Source organism: Paraburkholderia sp. BGA-UO-ETr-F21 (genome assembly GCF_059567925.1).
In genome coordinates this window covers 693,212-707,682 of the sequence record NZ_JCAQOY010000040.1, presented here as the reverse complement: position 1 = coordinate 707,682, position 14,471 = coordinate 693,212, and the positions used below count along the sequence as shown (strand labels likewise).

Here is a 14,471-nt window from a genome sequence, read left to right as displayed (position 1 = left end):
ACGCGCCGTCGAATAAGGTTCTTCTCGCTTTGGAAAGAGGCTTTCCCGGCGGCGGGCAACGTTTTGCCCCACATCACCCGCATGCGGCAGTTCGGGGCGGAGTCGATATCCGCTCATATTATGAGTCGATTAGGCGTTCAATCGACTCACGGTGGCTCACGCGAACATCCCGAGCCAATGCAAACGATGCGTTAACCTCAAACCGGCGCCGGTTGCCGACGCGCCGTGCGATACACCGGAAAGCGCACCGTGAACGTACTGCCACGCCCCTCTTCGCTCTTCACATCGAGCTGTGCATCGTGACGTTGCAGCACGTGCTTGACGATCGCGAGACCGAGACCCGTTCCGCCGGTGTCGCGTGAACGGCTGCGATCCACGCGGTAGAAGCGCTCGGTCAGCCGCGGAATGTCCGCGGCGGGAATGCCCAATCCACTGTCCGTGACGGAAAAGACCGCATTGCCGCCTTGCGCGTGCCAGGACACCTTGATCGCACCGCCGTCCGGCGTGTAGCGGATCGCGTTCGTGACGAGATTGCCGAACGCGCTGAGAATTTCCGTTTCGACGCCGGTGACGGTGAGCCCTTCATCGGCATCGAACACGATCTTGTGATGATCGCTCGACAGGCTTTGCGCGTCGTCACGCAAATGCCGCAACACCGCGCGCATGTCGATCATCTGATCGCTCGGCGGCTTGTTGTCGCCCTCGAGTTTGGCGAGCACCAACAGGTCGCTGACGATATGGCGCATGCGCGAAGCCTGTTGCTCCATCAGCTCGAGATAGCGCGAACGTTCAGCTTCGCTCAACGGCAACTCGCGCATGGTCTCCAGAAAACCCGAGAGCACCGTGAGTGGCGTCTTCAGCTCATGCGACACATTGGCGACGAAGTCGCGCCGCATTGCATCGGTCCGTTCGAGTTCGGTGATGTCTTGCGAGAGCACCAGCTTGCGGTTTTCGCCGTACGGAAAGACCTGTACCGACAGCACGTTTTGACGCTTGTCACCCATGCCGCGCATGATCAGCATCTCTTCGTACCGGTGCGAATTCAGGTAACGCACAAAGTCCGGCTGACGCACGAGATGCGTGATGTGTTGACGCAGATCGCGTTTCGCGTCCAGGCCGAAATGGAGTTCGGAGATCGCGTTGCACCACTCGATCTGATCATGATCGTCGAGCATCGCCACGCCGTTTGGCGAAGCCTGGATCGCCTGGATGAACCGCGAATGCTGCTGCTCGACCTGGCGCACCTGAGCGTGCCAGCGCTTCGCGAGCTTGTGCAAACGGTAGTAGATTTCGCCCCAGATGCCGGGGGCGCTCGGCACTTCGCCGTACACCGGCGCGTCGAGCAAACGCCACAGACGCTGCTTATGGAAGGTGCTGAAAATGCTCTGCGCGAGCAACATGACGATCGCGAGGACGAGCGCTGTCTTGACGTTCACCAGTGCGCCGACCACCACGCACAGAACAGCCAGCAGCACGACCGACACGATGGAGCGCGCCCAGATGATGTTCATGGTCTAGCGATCGAAGAAAAAAGCCTATGCGCCGGAATCGGAATCGCGGCGCCTAACGTAGCGAAGAGTGACGACGAGCAGCAAAGATCACGTACCTGGCGCGGGCGGCCCCAACGCCGCCAGCGCAAGCGTCAGGCGCTCTTCGCGAGCCGGTAGCCGCTGCCGCGCACCGTCTCAATCATAGCATCGCACCCGGCCGGCTTGAGGGCCGCACGCAGGCGTTTGATATGCACGTCGACCGTGCGCTCTTCGACGAACACGTGATCGCCCCACACCTGATCGAGCAATTGCGTGCGGCTGTGCACGCGCTCCGGGTGCGTCATGAAGAAGTGCAGCAGACGGAATTCGGTCGGGCCGAGATCGAGCTTGATCTCGCTGCCTTCCGCTGCAGCGGCCACGCGGTGCGTCGCCGGATCGAGCTTGAGACCGTTGATCGCGACCACGTCTTCGGTCAGCTGCGGCGCGCGACGGCGCAACACCGCCTTGATGCGCGCCATCAGTTCTTTCGGCGAGAACGGCTTGGTGACGTAGTCGTCGGCGCCGATTTCGAGGCCGAGCACCTTGTCCTGCTCGTCGCCACGCGCGGTCAGCATGATGATCGGGATATGCTTCGTGCGCTCGTTGTTGCGCAGATCACGCGCGAACGCAATGCCCGATTTCCCCGGCAACATCCAGTCGAGCAGCACGAGGTCGGGCAGTACGTCGCTGATCAGGTTTTGCGCCTGCTCCGCGTTGTACGCGCGAATCGGGCAGTGTCCGGCGTGTTGAAGATTGACCGAAATCAGTTCGGAAATGGCGGGCTCATCTTCAATGACGAGAATGCTGCTGGGCATCGGCACCTCTGGTCCTTATGTCTGGATTAACTGAGTGCTTCGCGTTCGAGCGCGTCGCGCGACTTGTGCCGCACGTCGGTGCCCTTCACGATGTAAATGATGAATTCCGCGATGTTCTTCGCGTGGTCGCCGATCCGCTCGATCGCCTTGGCGATGAAGAGGAAATCGAGGCCCACCGAAATCGAACGCGGATCTTCGGTCATGTACGAAATCAGTTTGCGCACGAATGCGCGGAATTCTTCGTCGATCGCTTTGTCGTCGCGCACGATCTGCGCGGCGGCCACCGTGTCGAGTCGCGCGAACGCGTCCAGCGCGCGGCGCAGAATCGACACTGCCATTTCACCCGACAACTTGATCTCGGCGATGTTGATGGTGCGCGAGGCGCCGTCTTCCATCAAACGCTTGGTGCGCTTGGCGATTTTTTCGGCTTCGTCGCCAGCGCGCTCGAGATTCGTGATGGTCTTCGAAATCGCGATCAGGAGGCGCAGATCACGCGCGGCCGGCTGACGGCGCGCGATGATGTTGCTGCACTCTTCGTCGATCTCCACTTCCATCTTGTTCAGGCGCTCTTCCGCGGCGATCACCTGCTCGGCGATGTCGAGATCGAATTCGTTGAGTGCCTGCATGGCCTTGACGATTTGCGATTCGACCAGGCCGCCCATTTCGAGCACCTTGGAGGAAACCAGATTCAGGTCGGCGTCGAACTGGCTGGACAGGTGTTTGTCGGACATGTCGTACTCCCTTGTTTGACTCGGCGATTTAACCGAAGCGGCCAGTGATGTAGTCCTCGGTTTCCTTGCGGACCGGCTTGATGAAGATCTTTTCGGTGTCGCCGAATTCGATCAACTCGCCGAGGTACATATAGGCAGTGTAGTCCGAACAGCGGGCCGCCTGTTGCATGTTGTGCGTGACGATCACGACCGTGTAATCGCTCTTCAATTCAGCGATCAGCTCTTCGATTCGGCCCGTGGAAATCGGGTCGAGCGCGGAGCACGGTTCGTCAAGCAGCAGCACTTCCGGACGGATCGCGATACCGCGCGCAATGCACAGACGTTGCTGCTGGCCGCCCGACAGACCGTAGCCGCTCTGGCCGAGCTTGTCCTTCACTTCGTTCCACAACGCGGCCTTGGTCAACGCCCATTCCACGCGGTCGTCCATTTCCGAGCGCGGCAGCGTTTCGAACATCTTCACGCCGAACGCGATGTTGTCGTAGATCGACATCGGAAACGGCGTCGGTTTCTGGAAGACCATGCCGATCCGTGCGCGCAGCAGCGAGATATCGCGCTTGGTGGTCAGCAGGTTTTCGCCGTCCATCAGGATCTCGCCCTCGGCGCGCTGCTCCGGATAGAGCGCGTACATCTTGTTGAGCGTGCGCAGCAACGTGGATTTACCGCAGCCCGACGGACCGATGAACGCGGTCACCTTGCCCTCCGGGATTTGCAGGTTGATGTTCTTCAGCGCGTGATACTTGCCGTAGAAGAAGTTCAGGTCGTTGATCTCGATCTTCGGGCGCGACGGCGCTTGCGATTGGCCGCTTTGGGCGGGGTCGAAGCCGGCGGGCGCCGTGGAGCGCTCGATCGGATTGAGTTGAGTTTCTGCCATATTCATCGGATTACACTCCGCCCTTACTTGTTCGTGAAGATCGTGCGCGCGAGGATATTCAATCCCAGCACCGCGAGCGTGATCAGGAAGACGCCGGCCCACGCGAGCGATTGCCACTGCGCGAACGGGCTCATCGCAAACTTGTAGATCGTGACCGGCAGGTTCGCGACCGGCTGGTCCATGTTCATCGAGAAGAACTGGTTCGACAACGCCGTGAAGAGCAGCGGCGCGGTTTCGCCCGCGATACGCGCCACGCCGAGCAACACACCGGTGACGATACCGGCGATGGAAGCCTTCAGCGTGATCGACAGCACCATCTTCCACTTCGGCGTGCCGAGTGCGAAGGCGGCTTCACGCAGCGCATTCGGCACGAGTTTCAGCATGTTTTCCGTGGTGCGGATCACAATTGGAATCTGCAGCAAGGCGAGCGCGAACACGCCGGCCCAGCCGCTGAAGTGGCCCATCTTCGCGACGACCAGCGCATACACGAACAGACCCACCACGATCGAAGGCGCCGACAAGAGAATGTCGTTGATAAAACGCGTAATGCTTGCGAGCCAGCCCTTCTGCCCATATTCGGCGAGATAGACGCCCGCCAGAATGCCGATCGGCGTGCCGACGAAAGTGGCGAGCCCGACCAGCATCAAACTGCCGACAATCGCGTTGGCGAGACCACCGCCATCGGTATTCGGCGGCGGCGTGGATTGCGTGAACAGTTCCACCGACAAGCCGCCGACACCCAGGCGCAAGGTCGTGTACAGAATCCAGATCAGCCACACGAGGCCGAACGCCATCGCGGCGAGCGACATGGTCAGCGCGATCGCGTTCTTCATGCGGCGGCGGCCTTGCAGACGCACGCGCATGGCTTCGAGCGCGGCGGCGTCGGTCGAACCCGGCATATTCAAAGTGGGCTGGCTCATTTTGCGCCCTCCCCTTTTTCGAGGCGAAGCAGCATGATCTTCGAGATCGCCAGCACGATGAAAGTGATCACGAACAGAATGAGGCCGAGCTCCATCAGCGCCGACGTATGCAGGCCCGGATCCGCTTCGGCGAATTCGTTGGCGAGCGCCGACGTAATGCTGTTGCCCGGCGAAAAGAGCGAGACGTTATCGAGCAGATTGGTGTTGCCGATCACGAACGTGACCGCCATGGTCTCGCCGAGCGCGCGGCCGAGACCCAGCATGACGCCGCCGATCACACCGCTCTTCGTAAAGGGCAGCACGATCTTCCACATCACTTCCCACGTCGTGCAGCCGATGCCGTACGCCGACTCTTTCAGCAACACCGGCGTGACTTCGAACACGTCGCGCATCACCGAGGCGATGTACGGAATGATCATGATCGCGAGAATCACGCCCGCGCACAAAATGCCGATGCCGATCGGCGCGCCCTGAAACAGCGCACCCACTACCGGAATGCCGCCGAGCACCACGCCGAGCGGCTTTTCGAAATACGTTGCGAAGATCGGCGCGAACACCAACAGACCCCACATGCCGTACACGATCGACGGAATCGCGGCGAGCAGTTCGATCGCGATGCCGAGCGGCCGGCGCAGCCACGCGGGCGCGAGTTCGGTCAGGAAAAGCGCGATGCCGAAGCTCACAGGCACCGCGATGATGAGTGCAATGATCGAGGTGGCGATCGTGCCGTAGATCGGCACCAATGCCCCGAATTGCTTGGTGGGTGGATCCCAGTCGGCGGTCCACAGGAAGCTGAGGCCGAACTGCCTGATCGACGGCATGGACGCGACGATCAGCGAAACGATGATGCCGCCGAGCAGCAACAAGGTGATGATGGCGGCGAGGCGCGCGAGACCGCCGAAGATCACGTCGCCGGCGCGGCCAGGCGCTTTCTGCTGCGATGCGCTGCCGGGCGGGGTCGACCTGCTCGCGCCGGACGCTAATTGGATATCGGACATGAGAGCCTGATGGACCTGTTTCCAGTTGCCGTATGACACGTGTCGTGCGGCCGGTAATGCCGAGGGTTAAAGCCGTTGGCCGTCCTCACATGAGGACGGCCAACGTGTTACGTACTGCTGTTGCCGACTGCCTGACTTACTCGGTAATTGCCTTGCCCGAAGCGTCCTTCACCTTCGACTTCCACTGCGTGCGGATTTCCGACACGACCGAATCCGGCAGCGAGATGTAGTCCAGATCGTTCGCGGCTTGCGTGCCGTTCTTGAATGCCCAGTCGAAGAACTTCAGCGTTTCCGTTCCTTGCGCCGGCTTGTCCTGCGCCGTGTGCAACAGCACGAACGTCGCGCCGACGATCGGCCATGCGTTCTTGCCCGGCTCGTTCGTCAGGATCTGGTAAAACGACTTCGACCAGTCCGCGCCTGCCGCCGCTGCCTTGAAGGTGTCCGTCTTCGGCTCGACCACCGCGCCCGACGAGTTCTTCAGCGCGACGTACGTCATGTGGTTCTGCTTCGCATACGCCCATTCCACGTAGCCGATTGCGCCCGGCAGACGTTGCACGAAGGCTGCAACGCCGTCGTTGCCCTTGCCGCCCGTGCCCGTCGGCCAGTTGACCGTCGAACCTTCACCGACCTTCGACTTCCAGTCCGCGTTGACCTTCGACAGATAGTTCGTCCAGATGAAGCTGGTGCCCGAACCATCGGCGCGGCGAACCACGGCGATGTCGGTATCCGGCAGCTTGACCTTCGGGTTCAGTGCAACGATCGCCGGATCGTTCCACTTCTTGATCTTGCCCAGATAGATGTCGCCGAGCACTTCGCCCGACAGCGTCAGTTCAGCCGGCTTCACGCCCGGCACGTTGACGACCGGCACCACGCCGCCGACCACCGTCGGGAACTGGAACAGGCCTTCCTTGGCGAGCTCGTCGTCCTTCAGCGGAGCGTCCGAACCGGCGAAGTCGACGGTCTTCGCGACGATCTGCTTCACGCCACCCGACGAACCGATACCCTGATAGTTAACCTTGCCGCCACCGGACTTCTGATAGGCGTCGGCCCACTTCGTGTAAATCGGTGCTGCGAAGGTGCTGCCCGCGCCGGTGATGTCTGCGGCTTGCGCTGCGATCGCGAAAAGCGCGCCAGCGACGCCAGCGAACACGGTTTGCATCAATTTCATGAGACCTCCAAGGTGTGAGCGGTGTGAGCGAGTAACACGAACACCGCGAAGCTTAGGGTCTCTTTGTGACAGTAACGTGACTAACCGTGAAACGGATGTGACAGTGGGATTACTAGGGTGAAAGGCTTTTGGGGTGGGAAATTGCCGGTTTTGCTGAACCGGGCGGCTTCGTTCTACAGATTAGACGAAAAAGATGGGGCGCGAACGTTTGCGCGTGAAAGGCGGGGTGGGGAAAGGTTTAGATATGTGGCCCGCATGACGCCGATTGGTTTGGCGGGTTTGGCGGGTTTGGCGGCGGGACGATATTGCCATGTCCCGCCGCACTGCACTAATAAGGCGCGCAGCTTACGCCGTAGCCTGCTTCACAGCGCTGGCAATCGATTCCGCATGATGAACCGCGTCGGCTACATTTTCCGCTTCCACCATCACGCGCAGCACCGGCTCGGTACCGGACGCGCGGATCAGCACGCGGCCGCGGCCGCTCAGCGCATCTTCGGCCTTGGCAATGGCGCGGCGAATCACGTCGCTGCCCTTCCAGTCCGCGTCGGGCTTCATCCGCACGTTGATCAGCTTCTGCGGGAACAGCGTCACCCCGTCGAGCAGATCAGCGAGCGTCTTGTCGCTGCGCTTCATGGCCGCCAGCACGAGCAACGCGGAGACGATGCCGTCGCCCGTGGAATGGCGGTCAAGCGAGAGAATATGGCCGGAGCCTTCGGCCCCGAGTTGCCAGCCGTGCTCGCGCAACTGTTCGAGCACGTAACGGTCGCCGACCGCCGCGCGGACGAACTTCACGCCGGCCTTCTGCAGCGCCACTTCCACCGCCATGTTCGTCATCAAGGTGCCGACCGCGCCTTCCACCTTGCCCTCGGTCGCAATACGGTCCTTGACGAGGATGTACAGCAACTCATCGCCGTTATAGAGCCGGCCAGCGGCATCGACCACCTGCAGACGGTCGGCGTCGCCGTCGAGCGCGATGCCGAGGTCGGCATGGTTCGCTCGCACGGCGCGCACCAGCGCATCCGGCGCGGTCGCGCCAACTCCGTCGTTGATGTTGAAGCCGTTCGGCGCAACACCGATCGGAATCACGTCGGCGCCCAGTTCATGGAAGACGTGCGGCGCGACGTCATACGCGGCGCCGTGCGCGCAGTCGACCACCAGCTTCAGCCCACGCAGGTCGAACGCAGCCGGGAAAGTGCTCTTGCAGAACTCGATGTAGCGGCCCGCCGCGTCGTCCAGACGCCGTGCCTTGCCGAGTTGCTCGGATGCCGCGCAGTTCAGCGGCTGATCGAGTTGCTCTTCGATCTGTGCTTCCACTTCGTCCGGCAACTTGTTGCCGTCGGCGGAGAAAAATTTGATGCCGTTGTCGTAGTACGGGTTATGCGACGCGCTGATCACCACGCCCGCGGCCAGCCGCAACGCGCGCGTCAAATAGGCGATGCCGGGGGTCGGCATCGGGCCGGCCAGCATCACGTCCACACCTGCCGCGGAGAAGCCCGCTTCGAGCGCGGCTTCGAGCATATAGCCCGACACCCGCGTATCTTTGCCGATCAGCACGGTTGGCCGCGTGCCCGTCCTCGCCCAGCGGTCCGCGCCCACCAGCACCTTGCCGGCCGCGTAACCGAGCCGCAATACAAATTCCGGCGTGATAGGTCCTTCGCCGACTTTGCCCCGAATGCCGTCCGTTCCGAAATAACGACGTGCCATGTTTTATATTCCTCCTTGGCTTGTGGGCTCAGCCGCGCGCGCGACTGTGATTCGCCGCTTCGCGCATGGCTGCCCAGACTTTCAATGCATCTACTGTTTGCGCGACGTCGTGCACGCGCAGAATCGCAGCGCCGCGTTCAGCGGCGCACACCGCCGCCGCAATACTGCCAGCAACGCGTTCCGGCGCCGGGCGCCCCACCACCGCGCCAATCATCGACTTGCGCGACATGCCGGCAAGAATGGGATACGGCGACTCGGCTCGCGGCGCCGTATCCGGCAGGTGGGCAAGCAGCGCATAATTGTGCTCGACCACGGCCTTGCCGAAGCCGAAACCTGGATCCACGCTGATGCGAGCACGCGCGATGCCAGCCTGTTCAAGCGTTGCGACGCGCTCCTCGAGAAACTCCCGAACGGCACTCACCACGTCGTCATAGAGAGGCTCGCCGAGTTGCATGGTCTGCGGCTCACCGAGCATATGCATGACGCACAGGCCGCATTGGCTGTCGCGCACCGCGTCGATTGCGCCGGCCATCCGGAAGCCCCAGATGTCATTGATCAGATCAGCGCCCGCGGCCAATGCGTGGCGCATCACTTCAGGCTTGTATGTGTCGACCGACAGCGGCACATTCGCGCCGCGCAATTGCTCGACGAGAGGGATCACCCGCTCGAGTTCTTCGTCAAGCGGCACTGGCGGCGCACCGGGCCGCGTCGATTCGCCGCCGATGTCGATGATGTCCGCGCCGTCGAGCATCATACGCTCGGCCTGGCGCAACGCATCGCCGCGCATCGCGTATTTGCCGCCGTCGGAAAAAGAATCGGGTGTGACGTTCAGAATGCCCATGACCAACGGGCGTTCAAAGGTCAGCTTGAAACGGCCACACTGCAACGGTTCCGGAACTGGTAAAGCAGAAAATTCGACTTTCGGCACGAGGAGATACTTCACGCAAACGAATAAATGCAAAACGGGCCGGTGTGAAAACACACCGGCCCGCACTTTCTAGTGGTCGCCGATCAGGCCGGAGCTGTTGCGCTACCCGGCTTGACCTCGGTACCCGGGCTGCCGCCCGATGAGGCGTCGCTTGCCGACGGCGGCGAGCTCTTCGGCGAGCGCGGCGGACGGCCAGCCATGATGTCGTTGATCTGATCAGCGTCGATCGTTTCCCACTCCATCAGTGCGGCGGTCATTGCCTCGACCTTATCGCGGTTCTCGTCCAGCAGGCGCTTCGCGAGGTTGTACTGCTCGTCCAGCACGCGGCGGATTTCGGCGTCGACCTTCTGCTGCGTCGCTTCCGAAATGGTGCGAGTGAAGCCGCGGCCAAACGGCGTCGCGTCGTTTTCGTCGTCGACGTAGACCATTGGTCCGAGCGCATCCGTCATGCCGAAGCGGGCCACCATGGCGCGCGCCGTTTGCGTCGCCTTGTTGAAGTCGTCCGACGCGCCGGTGCTGATCAGGTTCAGGAACAACTCTTCCGCAACGCGGCCACCGAACAGGATCGCGAGACGATCCAGCAGGTAGTCCTTCGAATACGTTTCGTTGTCATGCTCCGGCAACTGCCACGTCACGCCCAGCGCACGGCCGCGCGGAATGATCGTAACCTTGTGCACCGGATCAGCCTTTGGCAGGAGTTTGGCGATCACCGCATGGCCCGACTCGTGGTACGCCGTTGCGCGCTTCGATTCTTCGCGAATCACGGCCGACTTGCGCTCCGGACCCATGAAAATCTTGTCCTTCGCGTCTTCGAAGTCCGTCATTTCGACGATGCGCTTACCGCGGCGAGCCGCGAACAAGGCCGCTTCGTTCACGAGATTCGCGAGATCGGCGCCCGAGAAGCCCGGCGTGCCACGTGCGATCACCGCTGCATCGACGTCGTTCGAAATCGGCACCTTGCGCAGGTGGACCTTCATGATGTGTTCACGGCCGCGAATGTCCGGCAGACCGACATACACCTGACGGTCGAAACGGCCCGGACGCAACAGCGCCTTGTCGAGCACGTCCGAACGGTTGGTTGCAGCGATCACGATCACGCCCGAGTTCGCTTCGAAGCCGTCCATCTCGACGAGCATCTGGTTCAGCGTCTGTTCGCGTTCGTCGTTACCGCCGCCCATGCCGGCACCGCGATGACGGCCAACCGCGTCGATTTCGTCGATGAACACGATGCATGGCGCATGCTTCTTGGCTTGCTCGAACATATCGCGAACACGAGCCGCACCGACACCCACGAACATTTCAACGAAGTCCGAACCCGAGATGCTGAAGAACGGCACTTTCGCTTCACCGGCGATAGCACGTGCCAGCAGCGTCTTACCCGTTCCCGGCGGCCCGACCAGCAGCACACCACGCGGAATACGGCCGCCCAGTTTCTGAAATTTCTGCGGATCGCGCAGGAAGTCGACCAGTTCGGAGACTTCTTCCTTGGCTTCGTCGCAACCGGCGACGTCGGTGAAATTGATTGCGTTGTTGTTTTCGTCGATCAGACGTGCACGGGATTTACCGAACGAGAACGCACCGCCTTTCCCGCCTCCCTGCATCTGTCGCATCATGTAGAACCAGAAACCGATGATCAGGATCGTCGGCCCGAGGTAATACAGTGCGGACACAAGCGCATTGGGTTCGTCATCAGCCTTGCCGCTCACCTGAACGCCGTACTTCATCAGATCGCCGACCATCCAGATGTCGCCGGGCGACACGATCTGGTACTTCTGGCCGTCTGCTGGAGTGACCGTGAGGTTCCGCCCCTGGACAATGACGTTCTTGACTTTGCCGTTCTTTGCGTCGTCCATGAACTGCGAATAGGAAACGCCTTCCTGGACACGGGGCTTGTCGAACTGCTTGAACACCGTAAACAGCACCAGTGCGATAACCAGCCACACTGCTGCTTTCGAAAACATATTGTTGTTCAAAGCACCACTCCTTCACTTAGACGGGCGCCTACATTTGCCTTGCGGCACCACGAAAGCATTCTAATCCAGTCCGCAGACCCCTGCCATAAGGTTTCACTACCACAGAAATAGGACAGCGTGCCATTGCAGCACCCGTTTCTGAAGTCGTGATCGCATTAACGGCAGATGCGGAACCTTCCTGCAGCGCCTCTATGCGGGCCGCTTGAGATGCTTACCCAAAATAAATGTTTCTGACGATTTGTCCCGCGACGCTTTCGGCTTGCGGGCCCCCACCACCTTGAACTGATGCTTGAACTTTTCGACAATCTGGCTATAACCGCTGCCGTGAAAACATTTGACTAAAAGGGCACCGTCCGGTTTCAGGTGATTTTGTGAGAATTCCAGCGCGAGATCGCATAGGTGCTCGATTCGCGCGGCATCCGCCACCGCCACTCCCGACAGGTTGGGCGCCATATCCGAAATTACAAGATCTACCTGACGCTCTCCGACCAATTCTTCCAGTTGCGCCAGAACCGAGTCTTCGCGGAAGTCACCCTGAATGAAGTGAACGTCGGCGACCGGCTCCATCGGCAGCAGGTCGAGCGCGATGATCGTGCCGTCGATCCCGCCTTCGCGCTCGGCGTCGCGTTGGGCGCCCTTGGCAAGTTTGTTGCGCGCATACTGGCTCCAGCTACCCGGCGTCGAGCCAAGGTCGACGATGACCTGCCCCGGGCGGATCAGCTTGTCCTGTTCGTCGATTTCCTTGAGTTTGTAGGCCGCGCGGGCGCGATAGCCCTCCCGCTGCGCCATTTTTACGTACGGATCGTTGATGTGGTCATGCAGCCACGCGGTGTTGAACTTGTTTTTTGCCATTAAACGTTGAACTCTTGCTGCGTGATGTCACGCTTTAGCGGATAATACGCGGTTAATTCGCGCGGCCACCGCCAAAACTGGCGGCCATCCGCGATTCTGTTGTTCTGACGCGCCGCCCTGCCGAATCGCCTCGATCAAGTCAATCGAACGACTGTACCGGGGAACGCAGGTGCCGCCATTTTAGTCGAGTCTCCCACTTTCCATGCCCGCCCTCAAAGTCTCTTCCGACCAACGCGCCGAGTTGCGCTCCCAGGCACATGCGCTCAAACCGGTCGTGCTCGTCGGCGCCGAAGGCTTGACCGACGCCGTGCTCTCCGAGATCAAGGTCCACCTTGGCGCTCATCAGCTCATCAAAATCCGTGTGTTCGGCGACGAGCGCGAAGCGCGCCTTGCGATCTACGAAGAAATCTGTGACAAGCTGAACGCCGCGCCGATCCAGCATATCGGCAAGCTGCTGGTGATCTGGAAGCCGGAAGCCGCACAACCAGCGGTGAAGGCCAAACGCGGCGCACTGCCGAGCGCGCGCGAAGCCGCTGTGGAAGCCAAACCGGGCAAAGGCCGCGCGCCACGCGTCGTAACGGTCGTCAAGCCCAGCGAAATCCCGATGCGCAAACCGAAGGCAAAAGCAGTCGTGGTGCGCGGCAATGAACGTGTTACCCAAGGCGGCAACATCAAGCGCGCCAAGAAGCGCCAAAGCAGCGCGAAGCGCGCGCATCAGTCGTCGAAATAAGCGATTGATGAGAGGTGCGGGCGAGTCCCGCATCTCGGCGTTGCCCGCCGAACGCGTCTTGCAAGCTCAACATCGCGCTCAACGAAAGAAACCGCCGCCGAGTCGATTTGCCCAGACGCTGCGAAGCGCCCCACTGGTTCGCAACGTCAGCCAGTGACCTTGCCCGCCGTGTTGCGGGTACCTTGCTCCGCCGCCGCAACGCCTGCGCCCGCAGGTAACTTCCACACGAGCGCCACGCCCAGCAGGCTTTCGATCAGATAAAACAGACTCGACACGCCGTGCAGGATGCCAAAGCGCGTCGCAAAAGCCGAATGGCCGACGTCGCTGCCCGCTTCGAGCGCGGCAATGCGCATGGCATTCATGAACGGCTGCAACGCGAAGTAGCCAACGAGCACGCAAACGAGCATGCCGGCGATCAGCCAGCGCAAACGCCGATAGGCATCGCCGCCGCGGCGAACCAGTACGTTCGCAAGACCGAGCAGCAAAATGCCGCACACCGCACCCAGCACACCTTCAATGCGAAACAGTTGCGCCGCGACCGCGCCCGCCGTCACTCGGTCGAGCGAGCTGAACAGCACGGGTGCGACGGCATAGCCGATAGTCAGCAGACTACCGACCCACACCACCGTCAATAACCGGAACAATCGATGCGGCATCTGGGGCACCAGGAGCGCGTTCAGACGTAGCTGACCGCGATGATTTCGTATTCGCGCACGCCGCCCGGCGCCTGCACCGACGCAACGTCGCCTTCCGACTTGCCGATCAAGGCACGCGCAATCGGCGAGCTGATGGAGATCAGGCCATGATCGATGTCCGCTTCGTCGTCGCCGACGATCTGATATTTGACGGACGCGCCCGAATCCAGGTCTTCCAGTTCCACCGTTGCACCGAACACCACACGACCGTCCGCTTCCACCGCTGACGGGTCGATCACTTGCGCACCGGCCAGCTTCGACTCGATTTCGGCGATACGGCCTTCGATGAAGCCCTGCTTTTCCTTCGCCGCGTCGTACTCTGCATTTTCCGACAGATCGCCTTGGGCACGCGCTTCCGCGATCGAATTGATCACCGAGGGACGCTCAACCGATTTCAGGCGCTGCAATTCATCGCGCAACATTTCCGCGCCGCGCTTAGTCAATGGAACAGTGCTCATAAACAACTCTATGCAAAAAACAGCCGTAAAAAAAATCACCGCGGTTAAGTGCATTCCGCAGGGGCCAGAGCGCCGGGCAAAACCCGGTGCCAAGCACCT

At 61.1% G+C, this 14,471-nt stretch carries 14 protein-coding genes; 1 reads left to right on the top strand and 13 read right to left on the bottom strand.

Going from position 1 to position 14,471, the window contains the following annotated elements; translation table 11 throughout:
- Positions 1 to 197 precede the first annotated feature (197 nt).
- The 11 genes from phoR to AC57B1_RS35600 form a co-directional block, all read right to left on the bottom strand.
- Positions 198 to 1,511 carry a phosphate regulon sensor histidine kinase PhoR gene (phoR, locus tag AC57B1_RS35650; RefSeq protein ID WP_091792612.1) on the bottom strand — a complete coding sequence of 438 codons (1,314 nt, stop codon included), beginning with the start codon at positions 1,509 to 1,511 and terminating at the stop codon, positions 198 to 200.
- Positions 1,512 to 1,642: 131 nt separating this feature from the next.
- Positions 1,643 to 2,344, bottom strand: coding sequence for a phosphate regulon transcriptional regulator PhoB (gene phoB, locus AC57B1_RS35645; protein ID WP_091792611.1), 702 nt, complete (start codon positions 2,342 to 2,344; stop codon positions 1,643 to 1,645).
- 26 nt (positions 2,345 to 2,370) lie between these two features.
- Positions 2,371 to 3,075 carry a phosphate signaling complex protein PhoU gene (gene phoU, locus AC57B1_RS35640; protein WP_091792610.1) on the bottom strand — a complete coding sequence of 235 codons (705 nt, stop codon included), beginning with the start codon at positions 3,073 to 3,075 and terminating at the stop codon, positions 2,371 to 2,373.
- 28 nt (positions 3,076 to 3,103) lie between these two features.
- On the bottom strand, positions 3,104 to 3,952 hold the full coding sequence (gene pstB, locus AC57B1_RS35635; RefSeq protein WP_091792609.1) for a phosphate ABC transporter ATP-binding protein PstB: 849 nt from the start codon (positions 3,950 to 3,952) through the stop codon (positions 3,104 to 3,106).
- A 17-nt stretch (positions 3,953 to 3,969) separates the two neighbouring features.
- Positions 3,970 to 4,866, bottom strand: coding sequence for a phosphate ABC transporter permease PstA (gene pstA, locus AC57B1_RS35630; RefSeq protein WP_408354071.1), 897 nt, complete (start codon positions 4,864 to 4,866; stop codon positions 3,970 to 3,972).
- Positions 4,863 to 5,864, bottom strand: coding sequence for a phosphate ABC transporter permease PstC (gene pstC, locus AC57B1_RS35625; protein ID WP_496420033.1), 1,002 nt, complete (start codon positions 5,862 to 5,864; stop codon positions 4,863 to 4,865). Before pstC ends, pstA begins: the two co-directional genes overlap by 4 nt.
- A 136-nt stretch (positions 5,865 to 6,000) precedes the next feature.
- Positions 6,001 to 7,032, bottom strand: a complete 1,032-nt coding sequence (gene pstS, locus AC57B1_RS35620; RefSeq protein ID WP_408354065.1) for a phosphate ABC transporter substrate-binding protein PstS — start codon at positions 7,030 to 7,032, stop codon at positions 6,001 to 6,003.
- 345 nt (positions 7,033 to 7,377) lie between these two features.
- The gene (glmM, locus tag AC57B1_RS35615; protein ID WP_408185380.1) at positions 7,378 to 8,736 is read right to left on the bottom strand and encodes a phosphoglucosamine mutase; all 1,359 of its coding nucleotides are present in this window, start codon (positions 8,734 to 8,736) and stop codon (positions 7,378 to 7,380) included.
- Between the two features lie 28 nt (positions 8,737 to 8,764).
- Positions 8,765 to 9,577, bottom strand: coding sequence for a dihydropteroate synthase (gene folP, locus AC57B1_RS35610; protein WP_496420032.1), 813 nt, complete (start codon positions 9,575 to 9,577; stop codon positions 8,765 to 8,767).
- A gap of 170 nt (positions 9,578 to 9,747) precedes the next feature.
- Entirely contained in the window at positions 9,748 to 11,637 is a 1,890-nt protein-coding gene (gene ftsH, locus AC57B1_RS35605) for an ATP-dependent zinc metalloprotease FtsH (protein WP_006051983.1), read from the bottom strand.
- Positions 11,638 to 11,826: 189 nt separating this feature from the next.
- The gene (locus AC57B1_RS35600; RefSeq protein WP_091792604.1) at positions 11,827 to 12,489 is read right to left on the bottom strand and encodes an RlmE family RNA methyltransferase; all 663 of its coding nucleotides are present in this window, start codon (positions 12,487 to 12,489) and stop codon (positions 11,827 to 11,829) included.
- Positions 12,490 to 12,691: 202 nt separating this feature from the next.
- Here AC57B1_RS35600 and AC57B1_RS35595 point away from each other — a divergent pair, with 202 nt between their 5' ends.
- Positions 12,692 to 13,219: a YhbY family RNA-binding protein gene (locus AC57B1_RS35595; protein ID WP_408353661.1), complete on the top strand. Its 528-nt coding sequence runs from the start codon at positions 12,692 to 12,694 to the stop codon at positions 13,217 to 13,219.
- Between the two features lie 146 nt (positions 13,220 to 13,365).
- Here the strand turns inward: AC57B1_RS35595 and AC57B1_RS35590 are convergent, their stop codons facing one another.
- Positions 13,366 to 13,875 (bottom strand): DUF4149 domain-containing protein, encoded by a 510-nt coding sequence (locus tag AC57B1_RS35590; protein WP_408353663.1) that lies wholly within the window; start codon positions 13,873 to 13,875, stop codon positions 13,366 to 13,368.
- Between the two features lie 20 nt (positions 13,876 to 13,895).
- The gene (gene greA, locus AC57B1_RS35585) at positions 13,896 to 14,372 is read right to left on the bottom strand and encodes a transcription elongation factor GreA (RefSeq protein WP_091792601.1); all 477 of its coding nucleotides are present in this window, start codon (positions 14,370 to 14,372) and stop codon (positions 13,896 to 13,898) included.
- Positions 14,373 to 14,471: the final 99 nt, after the last annotated feature.

Coding starts and splice junctions, on each gene's coding strand:
- pstC (WP_496420033.1), bottom strand. CDS start 5,864: ATGTCCGATATCCAATTAGCGTCCGGCGCGAGCAGGTCGACCCCGCCC.
- pstB (WP_091792609.1), bottom strand. CDS start 3,952: ATGAATATGGCAGAAACTCAACTCAATCCGATCGAGCGCTCCACGGCG.
- pstS (WP_408354065.1), bottom strand. CDS start 7,032: ATGAAATTGATGCAAACCGTGTTCGCTGGCGTCGCTGGCGCGCTTTTC.
- phoR (WP_091792612.1), bottom strand. CDS start 1,511: ATGAACATCATCTGGGCGCGCTCCATCGTGTCGGTCGTGCTGCTGGCT.
- AC57B1_RS35595 (WP_408353661.1), top strand. CDS start 12,692: ATGCCCGCCCTCAAAGTCTCTTCCGACCAACGCGCCGAGTTGCGCTCC.
- folP (WP_496420032.1), bottom strand. CDS start 9,577: ATGGGCATTCTGAACGTCACACCCGATTCTTTTTCCGACGGCGGCAAA.
- phoB (WP_091792611.1), bottom strand. CDS start 2,344: ATGCCCAGCAGCATTCTCGTCATTGAAGATGAGCCCGCCATTTCCGAA.
- phoU (WP_091792610.1), bottom strand. CDS start 3,075: ATGTCCGACAAACACCTGTCCAGCCAGTTCGACGCCGACCTGAATCTG.
- greA (WP_091792601.1), bottom strand. CDS start 14,372: ATGAGCACTGTTCCATTGACTAAGCGCGGCGCGGAAATGTTGCGCGAT.
- AC57B1_RS35600 (WP_091792604.1), bottom strand. CDS start 12,489: ATGGCAAAAAACAAGTTCAACACCGCGTGGCTGCATGACCACATCAAC.
- AC57B1_RS35590 (WP_408353663.1), bottom strand. CDS start 13,875: ATGCCGCATCGATTGTTCCGGTTATTGACGGTGGTGTGGGTCGGTAGT.
- glmM (WP_408185380.1), bottom strand. CDS start 8,736: ATGGCACGTCGTTATTTCGGAACGGACGGCATTCGGGGCAAAGTCGGC.
- pstA (WP_408354071.1), bottom strand. CDS start 4,866: ATGAGCCAGCCCACTTTGAATATGCCGGGTTCGACCGACGCCGCCGCG.